This window comes from uncultured Bacteroides sp. (assembly GCF_905207245.1).
Taxonomy (GTDB): Bacteria; Bacteroidota; Bacteroidia; order Bacteroidales; family Bacteroidaceae; genus Bacteroides.
In genome coordinates, this window is record NZ_CAJLKP010000040.1 from 1 (window position 1) to 20803 (window position 20803).

Consider the following 20803-nt stretch of genomic DNA (forward strand, 5'->3'; position numbering starts at 1 on the left):
CCATATGAATTTCTAATTTTAGAAGTGTCAACTTATTCAGTACACTACAGAAACTAATAGTCCCTCCCGTAGAAAACTTTTTGCTCCTTTATAGATGAATTTAACTTTTAAGTGCGATACTTCTTTTAGAGTATTTGCAAACCTCTTTCCTCTTCAAACAAAACACCGGAAGGAAGAAGAAAATACCGATAATAGACATAACCAGTCCTCCTATAGTACCCGATGCCAACGGGAACCAAAAAGCCTCCTTATCCGTCCCGACCATAAACGGGATAAAACCCAGAATAGTAGAAACCACCGTAAGGAAAATGGGCAATATCTTTGCATTCCATGCCTTTGTATAGGCACGAAGCATAGAAAGGCGAGGAAAACGGCGACGGATGCTATTGTACTCATTCAGAATATAGATACTGGCATTCACCGTGATACCACACAAAAGCACGAACGAAGCAAAACCACCCTGATCGAAATTCAGGCGGAACCAATAGAACGTGAGGAATACCCCGATATAAGATACCGGAATGACAAAGATAATAGCCAGTGGCTGCTTCAGCGAATTGAACAGGATACTTGTGGTGAAAAATATGATGGAAATCACGACCAATAGCAACAAATATTGCTTGTTATCCTTCTTGTTCCATGCCCACGACTGACTGTCCGACTCGGCTGTATAGCCCATCGGTAAAGTTTTATTAAATTCTTCCAGATCCCGTTTCTGTATCTTGTTGCCCTGTTCATACGAGCCGATATATTCGTATTGCAGGCAAAGGCGGTATTGCTGGTTCTCTTTGGCTATCTGCTGCGGCATTTGCCCCTTCTCCACCGTGGCCAGTTCAGAAAGTTTATAGTGCTTCCCACCATCTACACCGTAAGGAAAGAACTGCATCGCCCATACATCATACTCATGAGATTGGCGGGAAGAAAGCCGGATACTTTCCGAGCCGCTTTCCGTCACCACCGAACCTACCTGCATATTCTTACCGAATATCGGTTGGATGGCTGCGAACAGATGCTGGGCATCAATCCCTTCCTGTGCCATGCGTTCTTTGTTCAGATTAAAATAGAATTCCTGATAATCATCTTTCCACCAGGAGAATTCCGATTTGATGAATACTTCCTTGATGCGCCGATGCGAAAGCAGCACTTCTTTCAGCTTCTCGGCCGACGCATAGAGTTCATCGTAGTTGTAGCCATACATTTTGATGCGGTAGGAACCTGCATTTTCGCGAACATCATTACTGAAACCCTGGTCCTGCAATCCGTACACGTCCCAACTGCCGCCTCCCAATTCAGAAACTTTACCTATCAGGTTGGCTTTCAGCGTATACGGGAAGCCACTGTGCTGGTGTTCCTTCTTGAAATATATCTGAATATTACCCCTGCGTGCATTGTAAACGGAAGTATGGAACTGCTTGATTTCCTTGAAACTGCTGAGATAAGTCTCCACACGTTTCATCAGGGTATTCATCTGTTCCAGTGTGCTCCCATTCGGCAGGTTGGCATTGGCATAGAGCACCACTTCTTCATTACGACTGAAATAGCTACCCTCGTACACTTTCTGAACAAACAGGCGCAAACTGCCACCTAAAGCTTTATCCACTATAGGTTTCACTTTCTCCTTATAAGTAGAAGAACCCAACGTTTTATTATACCGCTCTGCCCACTTACCTTCTCCTTCCATTTTTTCAGGAAGAAGGAAGACGGGCAAACCGAAGCCCAGCACCAGAACAATGCACACCGCCACCCGCCAACGTAGCAGGAAACGAATGAGCAATTGATAAAAACGAGTAAAATGTACTGTAATCCGACGAATACGTATATGAGCACGCACCCATCGCCTCATGCTCTGCACCCACTTGTAGGGACGCATAATCATTCGCCCGCTTTTACGCCGAAGGGTATTTCCTGACGATTTCTTCACCAACCCAATCTTATCAATCATCGCCGGAACAAAGAAGAGTGCTACAAAAAGAGAGACAGCCAGATTGATAATCACCACAGCGGCAAAGTCCTGCAAGTTCAACCGTATTTTCTCGTCCAGGAAAAAGATGATGACCAGCGCCCCCATTGTTGTCAAAGTAGCGGCCAATACAGACATAAATGCTTTCAGATTACGTCGGTGCAAGATATGGTCGGTCATTACAATGGTGCTATCTATCACGAGATTCAAGGACACAGTTATCCCCGCCAATGAATACAATTGCATTTCCAGCCCGAAGAGATAGTAGAAAATAACCGCTACGGCAATATTAACGGACAAACTGGTAACTATCAAAAATAAGTATTTCAGATTCAGCGTAATAATCCATACGAATACCAACAGAATAAGCACCGTCAGCCCCGTACGGAAGTAAATCTTGTTCAGCTCTTCACGGATAAACTCCGTGGCATCGTAGCTGGTATGCACCTCATAACCGGGCGGCAACGTCAGGCGTATCGCTTCCATTTCTTCCATCACTTCATTACTCAGTTGCAATTGGTTAGCTGTTTCTACAGCCGTGACGGACATACCATTGATGCGGTAATAGCTCTGCGGTGCCTCTTCCACATGAACCACCGTCACCAACTCATTCAGACGGATGATTTTACCATCCGAAGCCGTCACCGTGATAACCGAAGGGTCGAAGTCACCACTGACACCATCCGGCACCAGCACCAGACGTATCCACTGCTTACCGGCAGGGGTGTCCATGTTGTGCGTACCCAGGAACTCTTTATTATAATGTAGTTGAATGGCACGCCGGATATCTGAAATAGTGACACCTAAGGTGCGTAGTTGTTCACTGTCATACTCCAACCGCCACTCCATCGGGGTGGCGCCACTTAAGTCTATCTTATAAATGCCTTGCAACTGTGCCAGCCGTGGTTTGATATGCTCTTCCGCATATTGCTGTATCAGTATAGGCGTAGAGGGGGCATTCAGCGTAAACGAAAGGAACGGACGTGAAGTATTCTCATCGGGAACCTTCATATCAATATACGGATAGCTGACCCCGGAAGGAAGTTGCGACCACGTCTGGCGAATGATAGTAGAAGCTTCAAAACGTACTGCATCCACATCCGCGTGCTTGTCCAAATCTACCGTAATAGAGCCATAGCCATTACCGGAAGTGGAATACATCGCTTTTACCCCTTTGATGCGAGCCAACATGGATTCCAGTTTGCTCGTTGCCTCCATCTCCACCACCCGCGAAGAAGTGCCCGGCATGTTGAAACGCACCGTGAACCCTGGCAACGTACGCGACGGATTCAGCTTGACCGGTAGTAACGGTACCAAAGCCAAACCAACCAGTGCCAAGCAGACAAAGGTGACGATGAGGGTGAAGGAGGAGAGGCGGTTCATAATTAAAAATTGAAAATTAAAAATTAAAAAATGATGGTAATGGCGAGCTATTGGTTGTAGTCAAACTTGTCGGAGAGGGAGAAGCCACTGGCAAAATCGTGTAACGTCAACTTACGGATTTTGTAGTAGTTCAACCAGTAATTCTTCAAGGCGGAGATATAATTGCGCTGGGCTTCCTGTTGGCGATTCAAAGAGAGCGTGAGGCTGCTGATGTCCGCTTTGCCGATGATGAAGCGTTGGCGGGTTTCATTGTATGCCAGAATAGAAAGGTCGAGGGCTTCTTCGGCACTCGTCACCAAGGCTTGCTGAACGTTAAAGTCGCTCACGGTCATGATGACTTCCTCTTCAATGCTGATTTCATTCTGGCGGGAAGAGGTTTTCACTACATTCAGGTTGTTACGGGCCATGTTGTACTTGCCTTTGCGCACTCCCCAGTCCACCAACGGGATAGAAACGCTGACAGACACCATTTCCTGTTGCATTGGGTGATTGTAGGCTTCACCAAACTTCTCTGCCACCTGATTGAAACCAATACTGGCATTAATGCTGGCATTGAAACGAGATTCCTTCTTGGTTTTATCTACATTCCGTTCGGCTTCCAACACATCCTGGCGTAATCCAAGGAAATTCGGGTTGTTAGAGCGTGCAGCATCCAGAGCGGCATCCACCGGAATAACCAACTCACTTGGGCGACTGGGGAGGGAGAGCCGTATCTCCGTATTCTTCTCAAAATTGAGAAAAGAAGCCAATGAGAACATGGCACGTTTCAGTGAACTTTCGGCATTTTGCAAGGTGTTACGGGCATTCACCACATCCAGTTTCAGCGTCAGCAAGTCGGCACGACTGATAGAGGCTATCTTCAAGCGTTGCATACCGATGCGGTAAAGGGTATCGGAGGAAGCGACATTCTCCTTTGCAAGGTCGTACTCCGCCTGTGCCATAGCAAGCTCAAAGAAGTAAGTTGTGGCTTGCTCGGACACTTGCTCGGCATTATAAATATATTCTTTCTTTACTTTTTCATATTTCAACGGTTCTATTTTCCGTTCCCAGCGGAAGGGATTATAGCCCACCAAACTTTGTGAATACCCTACGCGTATGGGGACGCTGGTATATTGGGTATAAGAATTGGAGCCGAAACTACGCATATAGCCCAACTCCGTATCCAAATAGAATGTACCGCCCGTCAGGTCAAAGTTTTGCTTGATAGCCAGATTGCCATAGGCGTAGAAGGATTGCTGACTACGGTAGATATCCAAGTCCTGCCCGGAGTCGTAACGCTTGGTGATGTCGCGATTGTATTGTGCAGGGGTCATGTTCAGCGTGAGGCTCGGTAAGCGGTTTGCTTTATAAGTGCGGTATTCCCAGTAGCCGGACAGATACATGTTTTTTGTACGGAACGCTTCCAACGAACTGTCGTTTGCTATGGCAATAGTCCGTTGCAAGTCCAACGTTATCTGTTGTTGTGCGACAGAAGGAAGCGCCTGAGAAAGTCCTAAAAGAATTATTAAACCAAGTTTCTTCATTATTTCAAACTTTTATATTTTGTTTCTAAATGATAATTTATCGCGCGAAGCGCGATAAGTGACCAGCTACAAGCTACAAGTGCCTTTCGGTGTGATAGCCGGACGAATAATTATTCGCCCACGAGTACAGAGCAGCAACTCGTAACTTGTAGCTCGTAGCTCGTAACTTAATTTAGCGCTCCGCGCTAAATTATCATTTATCATATTTTCCTCTCTTTATAAATAAACCAATATATCAACGGTATGATGAACAGGCTGACCAATGTACCGATGAACATCGCCCCAATCATGGCTATGGAAAGCGGTTTCTGCAATTCCGAACCCATATCGAAAGAGAACAATAACGGCACCATCGCAAAGATGGTAGTCAGCGAAGTCATGATAATGGGACGCAGTCTGCGCCGTCCCGCCTCATGGATAGCTTCCAGCAACGGTATGCCCGTCTTGCGCAATTCATTAATTGCATCGAGCTTCAGGATGGAGTCATTGATGATGATACCGCACGTCACTATCAGACCAATGGCGGACATCAAGTTGAGCGTATGTCCACATATCCACAACAACACCAGAGCGAACGCCACATCTATCGGTATCTCCAGCAACACCACAAGCGGTTGCACAAAACTCTCGAACTGTGCCGCCAGGATAAAATACATCAACAGTATGGAAATGAACAAGATGACCACCAACTCATCCAGCATCTTCCGGTTGGAAAAGAAACTTCCGGAAAAAGAAGTATCCCAGTCTCCGGTAGCATCTGCAACTTCCTTCGCCTGCTTCATCAACGGTTCTGCATTCTGTACATCGTAGAAACGGAACGGTATATATTCTCCATTGCGCCCTGCGGTGATAGACTTCAAATCTTCTGCCGGCACCACCGACACAAGTTCGCGCAAAGGCAGATATTCAATACCCTTATTATCCGCCCGTGTCGGCACCAGGGTTTCCTGCAAGATGCTGTTCACCGTCTGCTCTTCTCCTACAATACTGATAGGCAAGTATTGCTGGTAAGAGTGAAGAGTGGCTACACTGTTTTCTTTGAAAGCGGTTTTCAATACACGATACAACTCATCGTATGAAACATTATAAAGCAAGAGTTTCTCCTTATTAATACGGATATTCAATTGGTTTTCAAAAGCAATGCCTGTAGGAGCATATCCTGTACGGGCAATAAACTCATCTTCCAGACTACGTAATTCATCAGCCGTCGGCACCTTTTCTTTATTACGGGAATAGAGTTCGGCAACAATATCAGCTTCTCCGGTCACAAACAGTTTCTCGAACACCGTTTCGGGCGGCGAGAAAGAAACAACAGCCAACGGATATTCCGCTTTGAGAGAGCGATAAACTTTTTCCTGCAAAGAAGCTATCTCAGAGGGATTCTCTGTTTTAAAATAGAGTTCAGCTTCCGAAGAAGACAGAGCCTGTTCACGATTCAGGAGATAATCCTGTTGCCCGACGGCTGCAGTCTGTTCTGTGGTTTCGTCTCTAAACGTTTCAAACAGGGCGTCCACCCTACGGCGGTTCTCATCCACATGGATATTCTCGTTCCATTCCACCCGGGCTATCAGTTCATTCTGGTCTATTTCAGGCATACGTTCTTTGCCGATAAAGTAGAACATGAATACACACAACGGCACGGAAATAATGCAAAACAGCACACTTGCGGTTTTGTGAGCAAATATAAAATCAACTCCGGCGTCATAGAAACGGTCGAGCGTGTGGTCCTTTATAGGATTATTGATACGGATACGTGAAAACCACGACTTGCGCAAACCTGTGCGGTAGACCAGCATATAGAGTATCGGCAACAGCATAATACCAGTGAAATAAGAAACAAGCAATCCGACCGTTACCGAGAAAGCCTGGTCGTAGAAGATGGCACCCGCTATGCCGCTCATAAATATCAATGGTACAAATACGGCTATCGTGGTCAGAGAAGAACTGAGCATCGGCGAAATCACCTCACTAGTACCCGCAATACATGCACGCTTCAACGAATATCCCCGTTCCCGGTATTGTGAGATATTCTCCGTCACGATGATAGAGCTGTCAATCATCATGCCCAATGCCAGAATCAGTCCGGAGAGGGATATGATGTTCAGAGACATCTTGAACAGATAGAAAAAGAGGAAACAGATAACAATGGAGACCACCATACTCAACCCGATGATAAAGGGGGATTTGACATCACCCAAGAAAAGCACAGCTACAATACAGATAAAAAGGAAACCCAACGAAAGGTTTTGCTGCAAATTAGAGATAGTATAATCTAATAACTCTGTTTGATTACGACTGATGCTGAATTCAATGTCCGGATATACATTCTGAAAATAGTCCATGGTACTGCCAATCGCCTGTTTCATGTCGTCCATATTTTCATCCGCCTGTTTGATAATAGCCAACGTCACCGCCCGTTTACCATTACTCATGGACACTCCTTTTTCCTTAACAGGGACAACACCTATCCGGCAAAAATCATCCAGACGGATAATACGCCCTTCCTTATTAATAAGGATATTCTTCACATCTTCCTCCGTACGCAGAAGGGTGGAGAACTTGATGTTGTATTCATAATAACCGTCACGCACCGTCATACTGCCCGGCTCCACATTGTTCTGCGCAAGTGCGGTCTCCACATCCTGTATGGAAAGTCCCAGAACGGCAAGTTTGTTTTCGTCGGGTACTATCTGCAACTGGCGTCCCACCAATCCGGTGATGTCCACCATCGCCACTTCCGTCAGTTGTTCAATGCGCCGCTTGATGACGCTCTCGGCAAATTCACACAGATCGAGAAAGGCGCGCTCATCAGTCTGCCCATAAGCACTGTCGTTCCTCAAAGTGAGGCTGAGATAAAACACCGGAATATCAGTAGCACTTGCTTTTACTACCTTGGGACGATCCGTGTCCTTAGGCAGGTAGTTCATGGCAGCATCAATCTTCTCGTTCACCTCAATAAAAGCAAGGTCCGTATTGGTTCCGTAATCAAAATTCAGGCGGATAAGTCCTGCCCCGTCCCGTGCTTCGCTATCCATATCTTTCAGGCGAGCCACTTGGATGAGTTGTTGACGCAATGGCTTTACCACAGTATTCTCCAACTCACGTGCAGAGGTGTTCGGTGCTGAAACTTGTACTGTAATTTCCGGAATGGCAATATCCGGCAGCAAGGATACAGGTAACGTGAAATACGTCACCAGACCGACTATGAAACATGCGGTAAACGCCATCAGTACGGCAATGGGCCGCTGTACCAGAAACTTGACCATTCCCCTTTAATTTTTAATTATCACCGGGGCTTCATGGGCCAGGTTTACATTGCCCGTCACAATAATCACATCTCCTTCCTTCACACCATCATCCGCTACCGTATAGCTATCGGCATTTTCCAGTCCGGTATGCACATAGTTCCATTTTGCCTTGTCTTTCTCTAAAGTGAAAACCACTTGTTTACCGGAACGCAACACCACGGAGCTCTTCGGAATAACCAATTGCTCCCCAAGAGAGCGGTGCACATTAACACGGATATTCATACCGTTGAAAAGCTTGCCTTGTCCGTTTACAATAGCTTTTACCTTCACCATACCTTTATCATCTACCAGGGGATTTATTTCAGAAATACGCCCTTCATACTTGGCGGAAGGATCAGCATAAGGAGTAACCACGACTTTATCACCATTCTTAATAAGAGGAAGTTCGCTCTCCAATACCGTGAAATCGGCCTCCATACCTTGTGTACCGATTATTGTACAGAAAGCATCGGAAGTGCTGGGTGCATTATAAGGTTTGGAAAACAGGTTGGCTACCACTCCGTCAAAAGGAGCAATCAATGTGGCGTGTTCTTCTTCATATTTAGCCAGTTCATACTGGGAAAGACTCTGGTCATAACCGCTCTTCACCCGCGCCAGTTGCATGATGTCATCAGGAACTTTGGCAGTATCATCCGCTGCATAGCCCTGCCCTATCAATACGTCCTGTAATTCCAGTTTTGATTTTTCCAAAGCATCCCTGGATTGTGCAGTCTTGTTCTTTAAACGGAATTTATCCAGCTCTGCCAGTTTCTGTCCTTTGTGCACGCGGTCACCGTTCTTCACATAAATCTGTGCCACTATACCGGAACTTTCAAAGCGTAAATCTGCCATTCCGCCGGCTACCACCTTGCCATTGCTCACCAATTCATGGTTAAACACCTGCCGCTTCAAAGTCATCACAGTCACTTCATTCTTCTCATCCGGCAATACGGTAGCTACTCCTTCATCGGCAACTTCTTCTTTCTTTGCACCGGAACATGCTGCCAGCACAAACAATGCCAAACAGAACAAAAACCGGTAATTCTGTGTCTTTATCATTCTATATTAGTTTTTCCGTTTACACTTCTGTATGCAAAATTAGCCGTTTTCCCATTACGAATCCTTATATGCATATGGACAAAACAAGACAGCCTTTGGACTGTTACTTTTCTAATTATCAAACAAATATAATCTCGCCCACCTCAAAACAGGTGGACAAGAATATATAGTAGTCACTATTTCGGCACTGTAATCACCACTATAGGATTGGAATCTTCCGTCAAATTCTTCAATGCTGCCAATTTACTATTTTCGGCAATTTCGGGGTTTTCTTCCAACCAGTCCATCGCATCTCCGGCTTCAACAATCATTCCATATTCTCCTTGCAGACTACACGTCTTGGGGCGGAAAGGCATAAACCCAGTCAGGTCATCCGTGAAGCCTTCCTTTTCATCATTCATACGGGTAGTTTTAGCTTTCCGGTCATAAATTCCATTATGGGTTTTAGGATACCCCTGAAGGCATTGGAAAAATACGTTGTTATCAGTCTCATAAATGCAACTTACCAATAAGCGGTTCTCGCTATCTACAAAGGTACCACGTTCTCCATCGCCTAAGTGCCATTTTCCAGTAGTAAATGCAATAGAGGGAACCAAACCATTCCGTTCCACTGTATAGATAGTATCATTGAAACTCTCTTTCAACCGCACTTTTCCGCCACTCTTCCATAAGAAAGGAACGCCCATGATATTTATAGAACTCTCCCCATTCTTAAACCGACTTAAAAGAAGCCCGGCATTGCCCTGTTTAAGAACCGAAATACTGGCGATATCTTCTACAGTCTTCTCCTGTACCGACGGAAACAGAGAGGGAATTGTATCTACCCGTTCACCGGCTTCGTTAAAAAACAGCAAAGAACTGGCATTGTAACTCATAGCCAAACCATTATAATGACCAATAATAAGCGAATCTGTAAAACAGAAATCAGACGGTACAGCAGGTTTGCTTGGTATAGCCAGTTTGCCACGATAATTGCCCTGCACGTCATACTTTTGCAAAGTAGCCGGATGTCGCATGAAATAGAGTAGACCATCTATATCATTATAAGTAGGTGCCGGAGTAGAGTATGCTTCCGGATCCTCTCCCACATGCCCAACCTTAGTCAGGAATTTACCCGTTTCTTTATCAAACAGCAGACAGTCTTTTCCCGACACCACTACAATATGCTTATCCAGCAAAGTGATATTCGGATTTCTTCCTATCAGGCACGAATCAGTAGTTTCCAATGCAACATAACGCACATCAGCACCCAATTCCGAAAGTTTCAACTCAGCAGGCTTTTCCATTGCCCCTGCCACATCAATAGAACACAATTCGTCAGCCGACGATTGCGGAGTGCCAGTACAAGCAGCCATCAGACAAACCAAACCTGTGGCATATAACCATTCTTTTTTCATGATTTCTTGTGTGTTTTTAGATTTAACATTCATAACGTTTCCGCAAATAAACTAATATTTTTAGTTCTCAAACTAAATTTTATCGTTAAAGAACTAAAAACCCATATTTAAAAGTGCCTTTAAGGTGCATCCGCTTACCGGCGGATAAAGAAAAGAGGCAAACATCCGGCAGCATAACAGACAATATCCCACCATGAAAAAGATGTACCCAGTACCACCCTTGCCAACGTACAATCTTGTAGTCCTACCAAAGTGACAAACTGCAAATATTGCAATGCTTCAATACAGCAGGCAAACAAAAACACCCATAGTGGCAACCACCGTAACGGACGGGTAATAAAGATGCGTACAAAGCAATACACCAATACCACCACTAACACATCTCCCATATACGGGCGGATAAATGCATCGTGCACAAAAAGTGCTATCAACGTTTCAATTACAAAAAGCCCGGCAAAGCAGATGGCATAAAACCAACGGCTGCCTACAAATTGATAGTTTCTATTATTCATAATTATGATATGTCACATATGACTTCAAATATAAGGAAAATACAGAGATTTAAAATTTCAATAACATCAGTACCGGATTATCATCCTCGGACAAATGGCTCAAAGCCTTCCTTTCTTCAGGAAGCATATCAGTGTCATGTTCCAGAATATATTCTATATTTTCTGATTCCGGTGAAGTCAGAAAGACCAAGTAATTATCTGTAGCCCCATTCACTTGTTGATAAGAACGAATTTTTCCGGAGAAAAAGTTAGGTTTTGTAAGTTCCCCGGTCTTTTTATTCTTCAATATTGCAACAGAAGGAAAGCTGCTTAAGTCGATATAAAGATATTCGCCTGTCTCACAAAAAGCACTTATCCCACGTAGCACGTCTTTGTCTTCTTTATATGCAGCCTGCATATTTTTCTGCCACTTCTTTATTATGTCTTTAGTAGCCCAACGGGTGGATGGAAATTTTAAATAACTCTTGATGCCGTTCTCTGTAACCTCACACAGTTCCGATGAAAACAATTTATAATAATAAAGGGAACCATTTGAGCGGAAGAAAGACGATCCAAAACGCTGAATGCCATCATCAAAAATATCATCATAGGTTGACAATACCTTAAGTTCCTTAGAAATAGTAGAATATCTGGCCAAAGCAATATCAATATCACTCTCTCCTCCTTTCAATATGTTAGCCAAATAAAAGACACTGTCATTCAATGCAGCAAAATCAAGCATCCGTTCTCCAATCATATATTCTTCAAACTGTGTTCCCTTTGAGGAATACTTGATTACTTTCCCAACAGAAGTATCTGCCACATAAACGTCTCCTTGCAGATTAACATCTACCCCCCACGCCGAAGTGTATTCACCAGGTCCTTGTCCCACCTTATCAATACAGTAAGCAAACTTGCCCTGCTTATCGAAAACCAATATCTTTTGTGAAGATATAAAATAGAAATAGCCATTAACATAACGCACCGTAGAAACTCCTCCTATCAATATATCATCATTAGTCTCCAGAGGAATGTAACGTATTTCCTTTATTTTCTGTTCCGGCAGATTAGTCAGCGAATCAATTGCCAGCGTATTAGCGTCTACACTTTCCACTTTATTTTCCTGTTTGCGTTGGCAGGCAAACAAACACAATAAACTTGCAGCAACAAATATCTTTTTCATAAACTATGATATTACATCTGTATTATAAATTTTCATTATCCTTAGCTTCATCAAACGACTTCATATGAACCTTAAACAATACCGGATTAGAGTCTTCAGTTACAGAAGTAATCATTCTATCCATTTTTTCCCTATACATATCCGAGCACTTTTCTCTTGCCCACTTCCAGTAATAAATTAACCATTCTGCCTGTTGCAGGAAAACCAGCTCACCCGTAGTGGTGGTATAAAAATAATGGATATTCAGTCCGCCTAACCGGGATAGTTGGGCCATACTGCCTACTTTGTATTCGGAGGTTTGCTTATCATAAAGAAAATACTTAAACTGATTATAATCCACATAATATCCTAACATGAAACGTTCCGTAGTCTGTAAGTATTCAAATCCCTTCAGAAACTTATTACGACGAACATATCTGGAAAAATCCTCCCTATTCACATCTACATCTTCAGGAAGACTTCTTGAAGTAAAATGAAGAACATAAGAAGGATATACCGTATCCTTTTTCACTGTATAGATGGTATCATTAAACGGATAAATCAAAGTAGCAGCATCGCCAAACCTACTGGTATACCTGCCTAATCCATACCCCGACTTATTTTTATGTTTTTCTTCATAAGGAATATAAGATGCAATGACCTCGGCAGTTCTTAAATCGAACTTGAAAAGATTATAATTGCCATGCTTACTCGCATCGTAGTTCGATATCTGATAAATCGTATCATTTTCCAATAACAACACTTCAAAATGCCAAACGTCATAAGGAACTTCCCTGTAGAAATCGCTATTCAAATCATAGATAATATATTTCTGTCCACCCATTTCCTTTACAAGAATTGAATCTCCTTTAAAAGTAAAATTCCACAATTTAGCATACTCACCGGGGCCATTTCCTTGCTTTCCAATGCGCTTCTGATACTTTCCCCGGGAATCAAAAACCAATATTCCATTATTCGTCCCATCAAGCACGTATATCTTATCCTTATAAAATTCAACTCGTTTCACATCAGCAATGAGACATTCGTCATTCGTTTCTAATGGAATTATCTCAATCGAGTCATCCAATACTTCGGACAAATCTAAGATAGGATCTACCTCTTCAGGGTTTATCACAATTTCTTTTATTTCCTCATACGACTGCAAGGGAGCAGGGCCACATGAAAAGAAAAGCGGAAACCAAAACAATAAGATATAGTAGTTCTTCATGGGCTTCAAACGGTTTATCAGAAATATCGACTTTATTCTGTCCATAAAAATATCACTTATTTTCATACGTTTTACATTTTATGCCAAAAATGTGATTATTATTTCGCCTAAAGCGGAAAGAATACCACAATCTTATAGTGCTTATTAGCAAACCTGTCATTTTTTAAACTCATAATATATTAGAATAGGATTAGAATCTTCTGTCAATGTCTTCAATTTGTCAGCACCCTCTATGCGGGAGCTTATTCCACCTTTTTCCATATTCTTTAAAAGTATATCTTTTGTAAAACCATCATTCATCCCTATACAATATATCCGGTCCTTGTCGAACGCAGCAGTCTTAAAAACCAATTTGGTTTCCGCTTTATCTGTATAGAACAAATCGTCACTAAAACCAGTCATGACAGAAGTTACATTGCTCTTTTTGTTATAGAGAGCAGTATATCCATACATCCCGACCAGATAGTTCAAATGAATATATTTATCAGTTTCCCAATAGTCATATATACTATATATCTTCTTAGCTTTTGTCAACCCATCACATATTTTCGAAATGACTCTAGGGTCTGACATATCATACTGAGCCATTTGAACTTCTATATCCTTTTTTGTCACCAGACTTTTACTTTGGAAAGCGATATACGGTTTTACTCCTTTAGGAGTTATTTCAAATATTGTATCCATGAAAATCTGCATAAATTTAGGATTTCCAGCAGGAACAGAGATAAATGTATGCTGATCAGTACTGAATTGTTCGTCCCACCCTTTATTATATTGGGAGGCATCTAACTGAAAAGAAGTTCTTTTTCCATTGATTATGTTCACTTTGCTCAAAAGAAACTGACTCCGGGATTTATCAAATGTATACAAATTCGTATACAGTGCATTTTCAGAATACTGTATGTAATTACTTCTCGTAGCATCATTTGCGAGTCTAAACGAGCTCTCATAAACCCCATTACTACTATATTTCAAAACCCTTTGATTTGAGTCCAGTATATATATTTTCTTATTTTCCTTGTCGACTGTTATATCATCCGGCGATACGTATTCACCGGGACCATTTCCTTTATTTCCTATCTTCCTCACAAATTTACCTTGCTTGTCAAATAGAAAAAGCCCTCTTCTCTTCTCCAATACACACAAATAATTATCAAGGAATTCTATCTTATCAACTCTTCCCAATAAAGATTCATCCGTATCTTCCAGAACAATAATTCCTGCTTTGCTGAATAAAGAAGAATAGGTCATCTTTTCCAATTTTTGGGCACTATCCAGATTCATTACATAGCAATTTCCCATAGCAGTATTGCTGTCCTCTTCACTGGAAGTAGTCAGCATACCCAACATTAATGCCATTAACAGTGTTAACATTTTCATAGTATAATCTATTATTTCATTTAAGATAGTTATTGTCATAGCAAAAGTAAGACATATAACAAGACAGAGAAAAGAAATGTGTTACATTTTCTTTTGATTACGTTACCAATTTAGAAGAATTATCACTAAATGCAAGACTACAAACGAATGCAAAGCGCTCCTCTCTCTTTCAAAGAAATACAAGAGATAGCCAAACGGGAACAGTCATTTCGTAGAATATCACTGCGATAGTCGGAAAGGGAAGTATCCAGAATAACAGTTCGGATGCGAAACAGAGAAGTTAATTCTTCAATACGCCCGTTGTAGCCTTTAGAAATGTATAAATAATCAATAGCCAGAGGTTGTTTTGCAATCTTATTCTCCCAACGAGAATCATGGAGCAAACAAATCCGCTTACCGCCATAGGAAACAATATGGTTACGGAAAGTAAAACCAGGAATAGAATAATCTGTGGTCAATGTTTTGGGAATTGAAAGGTGCAGGTGATTCCAACAGGGAGCAAGCGTACGGTGCAAACGAGATATATCCGGTAAGCTATCAGCACACGCCAGCCAGGATTTCCCATCAGCAGCAAGACAATGAACAGCAGGACAGTTACGAACATTATAAAAAGCTATGCTACGACAGGGAGAAGACAGGCTAACCGAAACAACATGATAAGTCGTCAGAAAAAGCAAACAACACAACATCCAATACACACTACGGACAGTGCAGATAACCAAGTTCCGGTAGAAAAACACCAGAAAAAGATAAAACAACACAATTTCCAAACGGTCTATCCACAACCCATCTATAGAAGATGCGGGTAATTGCTCTATCCAGCGGAGAACACGATTCTGGCTACTTAACAAAATATTGACAACCGAAGCAAAACCATACTGTAAGAAAGGAAAAGGAGTAAGAATAAGCAGAAAGACAGCAGAATACAAAATCAACGTCACCATAGGAATCACCCACAAGTTTGTCAGCAGAAAATGAGTGGAAAAGCGGGAGAAATAGAGAATAACTAAAGGTGCCGTACCTATTTGTGCTGCAACAGAAACAGTTAGTAATCCCCAAACATAACGGAGAACACGACGTTTCACAGAAAGTAAGTTATAAAGTTTGGGTTGTATCAATAAGATAGAAGCCACCGCAGCAAAAGATAGTTGAAAACCTACATCAAACAACCAAAGCGGATTATAAAGCAACATCAGAAAGGCAGTAGCTGCCAATGTATTCAGAGTTAACGGTTTCTCCGGTTGCAGGCAGGAAACAGCTAATAAAGAGAACATGATGACAGAACGTACCACGGAAGAAGAGAATCCCGTAAGAAAGGCAAACGCCCATAAAAAAAGAATGATAAACAAAAGTCCACAAGGTTTGAAAAAAGCCCATCGCTTCCAGATAAAAGACATCAAGAAAAGTAGCAAGGCATAGAGAAAGCCTATATGAAGTCCTGAAAGAGCCAGAACATGACTGGCTCCTGCAACAGAGTACGTTTCCTGAATATCCTCACTCAGATTTTCCTTATCCCCAACCGTGAGCGCCGAAAGCACTGCAAGATTATCTCCTTGAAAACCTAAACAACGATATAAATTCACCACTTTCTCACGGTAATCAGAAGCTACCTGCTGGAAGGTACGGGAAACCTCGTGCCCGTTCACCTTCCAATGACCGGCAGGAACATAAGCAGTAGCACTACCACCCTTACGGATAAGATAGCGCATATAGTCAAATTCATCCGGATTACCATTATTGGCAGGAGGGGCAAGGCGGGTATGTATCCACAGTTTATCTCCCCTGCATAACATGGCAGAAGCAGAGTCTTTGGGGAAATACAGTAAAACAGCATTGCCGTGTGTGTTTTTCTGCACAGCCCCACTGTTCACTTTGCCTTCCAATTGTACACGGCACAGAATGCTCCGTTCTTTTATATCCGGCTTTTCCCGGATGACTGCCTGATAGATTTCAGCTTTATCAGAAAAAGAAAAATCCGTGCAATGCAACCGTTCCTCTGCCATACCGGCACCTAAACCAAAACAACAAAGAAAAACAGAAACGCCATACACCCAATTAAGGCGATATTTATTGGAAAAGAAATAAGCTAGAAAAAGCAGAAAAAAACCTGTCACGCAAATCCAGACGGGCACAAGTTCAAAGGACAGATAAGACACTTCTGCCGGAAATTCTGGTGGGAACTCTGTCCGCTGGTGGAAGAAGTACGCATCTCCACATATAATACCGCCTGCAAACGGCATCAGAAGTCGTAAGAAAGGATGTCGTTGCAGGCTGTTGATTATCAACTGGAGGAAAAGTTAGAGGTTCTTCAATGAATGTATCATTCTTTCAGGGTCGGGAGCTGCAAAAACGGCACTTCCGGCAACCAATACATCGGCACCGGCAGCTATCAAACGGGCGCCTGTTTCCAGATTGACACCTCCATCCACTTCAATCAATGCTTTTGAACCGGTACTATCTATCAGAGCACGCAACTCACGCACTTTCTCAACCGTATGTTCTATAAACTTCTGACCTCCAAAACCTGGATTTACGCTCATTAGCAACACCATATACACATCCTGAATGATATCCTTCAACATAGCCACAGGTGTGGCAGGATTCAGTGTAACAGCAGGCTGCATACCCGCTTCGCGTATCTGTTGCACCACCCGGTGCAGATGCGGACAAGCTTCAAAATGCACATTCATGGTATGTGCACCCAATGCCTTTACTTCGTTAATAAACTTCTCGGGCTGCACAATCATCAAATGCACATCCAGAGGTTTCTTTGAAATCTTGGCCACATACTTCAATACAGGAAAACCGAAAGAGATATTAGGGACAAACACACCATCCATAATATCAATGTGAGTCCAATCGGCTTCACTGCGATTCAACATTTCCAGATCTTTTGCCAGATAAGCGAAATCTGCGGACAAGATAGAAGGAGCTATGATTGGTTTCATAATACACTACATTTTACAGGTCATATATAGTTATAACGTACAAATGTAGACAAAAGATTTCATTCATCCTAATATAATTCCTTGTAAACCCTGCGGAAGCTGAGGTTCCACCCGGTAGTTACGAGCAAAGCCACGGAGAAAAACAAGGGTTTTCTCAGAAGGTTGCGGATGTCCCCCAACCACAGACCTGATGGAGCTACGAGACTTTAAAGATGAAGAAGGTAAAAAAGGAGTAGTTTTCTTATTCATAGGCTTATTAAATTAAAAATTAAAAAAATGAAGTTATAGACTACCTATAATAGATAGAAATACCTCTATATGTTATGAACGGGAGAGAACGAGAAATAGTATACAAGAAGTTATAAAAAAACATGAGATATGTAAACAGAATAGCCCAGGACAATGCAAAAGCACTATGCCCGGGCAGTTCTGTAAGTTTAATTAAAATGATTTATTTCGTTTTGATTAAATTAAACGAGAAGGTAGTAACAGGTAGTTCAAGAGGTTCACCGTTCACTTTTACTCCGGTTGCTTGTAGATTGAAGTCTAATTTATTACCGGTATAGGCAAAGGTACCCGCCGCAGGTGTTGCAACTGTTACTTCCACTTTCAAATCCGGAGTTTCTTCTCCTTCTTCGGCAGTTTCTTTCGTTGGTAAGTTGATTTCAAGAACCAGAGGTTCGGGAGCGAATGCCAGGCTGATGGTTGTTTTTTCATCATTAAAAGTAGGGGTGTACTTCATCTTATAGCTGACATCACCCACAGCTTCAATAATTCCGGGAGCAGCTTCTTTCCCCACAATGGCAGTTATCAGATCCGCTACCGGGAATTTTTCAAATACAACTTCATCTTGTGTTAACTTCGCAGTTACATCCGTTCCTTCCGGTGTTTCTTCACCTTCTTCTGCTGTCGGATTCGGGAATAAGATTTGCATTTTACCGGTATAGTCACCTACTACGTCAGTCAATGCAGGAGAGTTTGGTTTAGGTTCATCATCGTCATCACAAGAAACAAATGTGGTTATCAGGCCAAGGACCATTACAAGAAACATGAAACGCTTTAGATAGTGTACTTTTTCCATGACATAAAAATTTTAGTCTAGTTTGATAAATAAATTAATAATTCACATAATTAAGGTTGTACGTACATTAGGTTAAATGCAGTGCGTTCCGTAAATACTGCATCATGAAAAGGAAAAAGCTTGTTAAAGGATGTATTCTTAGTCCGTAGTCAGCACTATTCCATGCTTCTCCGCCATCCGGCGTAAGTTTAATATAGCATAGCGCATCCGCCCCAAAGAAGTATTGATGCTGACTCCCGTCATCTCTGCTATCTCCTTGAAACTGAGGTCCTGATAAAAGCGCATATGTACCACCTCACGTTGCTCTTCCGGCAGGTGTTTCATCAGGCGGCGTACATCTGCGAGGATTTGATGATTCACAATTTCAGTTTCAACTGTTCCTTCAGAAAGGCGGATATTATTCAATAAATTCCGTTCTTCTTCATCACAGGATACCAGATTTTCCTGCTTTTCCTGACGGAAACAGTCAATAATGAGATTATGGGCAATGCGCGTCAGCCAGGCCGGAAATTTACCGTTTTCATTGTAACGCCCCTGCTGAATGGTGATGATAGCCTTCGTAAAAGTCTCCTGAAATATGTCTTCTGCCAGTTCTTCATTGCGTACAGTGTAATAGATATACGTATAAAGACGGTCTTTGTAACGGTTCAACAGGATATCGAATGCCTCGTTATTACCTTGCGAATAAAGAGCCACTAACATTTCATCAGCAGCATTTGCTTGTACTTTCATTACGTGTGTTTTTTAGTTTTCAGCGTAATGTATTCCGATAGGCATTCTATGTTTTAGAAGTTAATAATATGCAAAGAAAGGAAATTTTCGGGAAAGGAACAAAAATATAAGCTATAAGTTACGGGCTACAAGCTACAAGTTGCTGCGCTACCACTCTGCATAGCACTTGTAGCTTGTAGCCCGTAGCTCGTAACTATCTCACTCTGAACTCTTCTGTCAGTCGGAAACCACGTAAAAGTTCATCTGTTTTCAGTCGCTTCTTACCTGGAAGTTGCAAGGCATGGACTTCGATAAATCCATCTGCCGCAGCTATCCGAATATAAGTCTTGCCATCTGTCAGCAAAGTGCCGGGAGCTAACTGGTGAGATTTGATAAGCTTTTCCGTTTCAAAAATCTTCATGACTACCGCTCCACCGTCAGGCTGCAATAGTTCCGACCAGGCAGCAGGATAAGGAGACAGACCACGGATAAAGTCATAAATACGCTTCACCGGCTGGTTCCAGTCTATGCGGCAAGTATCTTTAAAAATCTTCGGTGCAGGACGCAGTTCACCGACAACAGCCATTTCTTCCTGTGGAATAGGCTTCACAGCATCGTTCAAGATGGCATCAACAGTTTCAGTCACCAGCTTTCCACCGAGCATCATTAGTTTATCATGCACTATGCCCACATTGTCCGTAACGGCAATGGGAACGCGAACTTGCTGGATGACTTCGCCCGTATCAATCTCATGACGCAGGAAAAAAGTCGTAATACCCGTTTCCGTATCACCATTAATAACCGCCCAGTTGATAGGCGCGGCGCCCCGGTATTGGGGCAAAAGGGAAGCATGAAGATTGAATGTCCCCAGACGTGGCATATTCCATACAACCTCAGGCAACATACGGAAAGCAACCACAATCTGCAAGTCAGCTTTCCATTCACGCAAGGCCTGGATGAAAGCCTCATCTTTCAGCTTTTCCGGTTGCAACAAGGGAAGATTCTGTTCCAGAGCATATTGTTTTACAGGCGAGTATTGAAGTTTATGTCCCCTACCCGCCGGTTTATCGGGCATAGTGATGACACCTACTACATTATATCCACCTTCTACCAAACAACGCAGAGACTCCACTGCAAAATCGGGAGTGCCCATATAAACTATTCGCAAATCTTCTTTCTTCATCATAACAAGT

14 protein-coding genes are annotated in these 20803 nt (G+C 42.6%); all 14 read right to left on the bottom strand.

The genetic code is table 11. From position 1 onward, the window contains the following. Window positions 1–100 precede the first annotated feature (100 nt). Window positions 101–3343, bottom strand: a complete 3243-nt coding sequence (locus QZ135_RS13090; RefSeq protein ID WP_294609853.1) for an efflux RND transporter permease subunit — start codon at window positions 3341–3343, stop codon at window positions 101–103. A gap of 47 nt (window positions 3344–3390) precedes the next feature. Continuing rightward, on the bottom strand, window positions 3391–4866 hold the full coding sequence (locus tag QZ135_RS13095; RefSeq protein ID WP_294609856.1) for a TolC family protein: 1476 nt from the start codon (window positions 4864–4866) through the stop codon (window positions 3391–3393). A 200-nt stretch (window positions 4867–5066) separates the two neighbouring features. Then, window positions 5067–8132, bottom strand: a complete 3066-nt coding sequence (locus tag QZ135_RS13100) for an efflux RND transporter permease subunit (RefSeq protein ID WP_294609859.1) — start codon at window positions 8130–8132, stop codon at window positions 5067–5069. Between the two features lie 6 nt (window positions 8133–8138). Beyond that, entirely contained in the window at window positions 8139–9212 is a 1074-nt protein-coding gene (locus tag QZ135_RS13105; RefSeq protein WP_294609861.1) for an efflux RND transporter periplasmic adaptor subunit, read from the bottom strand. A 176-nt stretch (window positions 9213–9388) separates the two neighbouring features. Continuing rightward, window positions 9389–10609 carry a DUF4934 domain-containing protein gene (locus QZ135_RS13110; RefSeq protein ID WP_294609864.1) on the bottom strand — a complete coding sequence of 407 codons (1221 nt, stop codon included), beginning with the start codon at window positions 10607–10609 and terminating at the stop codon, window positions 9389–9391. Between the two features lie 134 nt (window positions 10610–10743). After that, entirely contained in the window at window positions 10744–11121 is a 378-nt protein-coding gene (locus tag QZ135_RS13115; protein ID WP_294609867.1) for a DUF2809 domain-containing protein, read from the bottom strand. A 49-nt stretch (window positions 11122–11170) separates the two neighbouring features. After that, window positions 11171–12283: a 6-bladed beta-propeller gene (locus QZ135_RS13120; protein ID WP_294609870.1), complete on the bottom strand. Its 1113-nt coding sequence runs from the start codon at window positions 12281–12283 to the stop codon at window positions 11171–11173. Window positions 12284–12305: 22 nt separating this feature from the next. Beyond that, a complete protein-coding gene (locus QZ135_RS13125; RefSeq protein WP_294609873.1) occupies window positions 12306–13535 on the bottom strand; it encodes a 6-bladed beta-propeller in 1230 nt (409 codons plus the stop codon). 111 nt (window positions 13536–13646) lie between these two features. Further along, window positions 13647–14870: a 6-bladed beta-propeller gene (locus QZ135_RS13130; protein WP_294609876.1), complete on the bottom strand. Its 1224-nt coding sequence runs from the start codon at window positions 14868–14870 to the stop codon at window positions 13647–13649. A 137-nt stretch (window positions 14871–15007) separates the two neighbouring features. Beyond that, window positions 15008–17110 (bottom strand): ComEC/Rec2 family competence protein, encoded by a 2103-nt coding sequence (locus QZ135_RS13135; protein WP_294609955.1) that lies wholly within the window; start codon window positions 17108–17110, stop codon window positions 15008–15010. A gap of 57 nt (window positions 17111–17167) precedes the next feature. After that, on the bottom strand, window positions 17168–17818 hold the full coding sequence (rpe, locus tag QZ135_RS13140; protein WP_294609879.1) for a ribulose-phosphate 3-epimerase: 651 nt from the start codon (window positions 17816–17818) through the stop codon (window positions 17168–17170). A 451-nt stretch (window positions 17819–18269) separates the two neighbouring features. Next, window positions 18270–18899 carry a DUF4840 domain-containing protein gene (locus QZ135_RS13145; RefSeq protein WP_294609882.1) on the bottom strand — a complete coding sequence of 210 codons (630 nt, stop codon included), beginning with the start codon at window positions 18897–18899 and terminating at the stop codon, window positions 18270–18272. A gap of 138 nt (window positions 18900–19037) precedes the next feature. Beyond that, window positions 19038–19631, bottom strand: coding sequence for a sigma-70 family RNA polymerase sigma factor (locus tag QZ135_RS13150; RefSeq protein WP_294609885.1), 594 nt, complete (start codon window positions 19629–19631; stop codon window positions 19038–19040). 193 nt (window positions 19632–19824) lie between these two features. Next, a complete protein-coding gene (gene fmt, locus QZ135_RS13155; RefSeq protein ID WP_294609888.1) occupies window positions 19825–20796 on the bottom strand; it encodes a methionyl-tRNA formyltransferase in 972 nt (323 codons plus the stop codon). Window positions 20797–20803 lie beyond the last annotated feature (7 nt).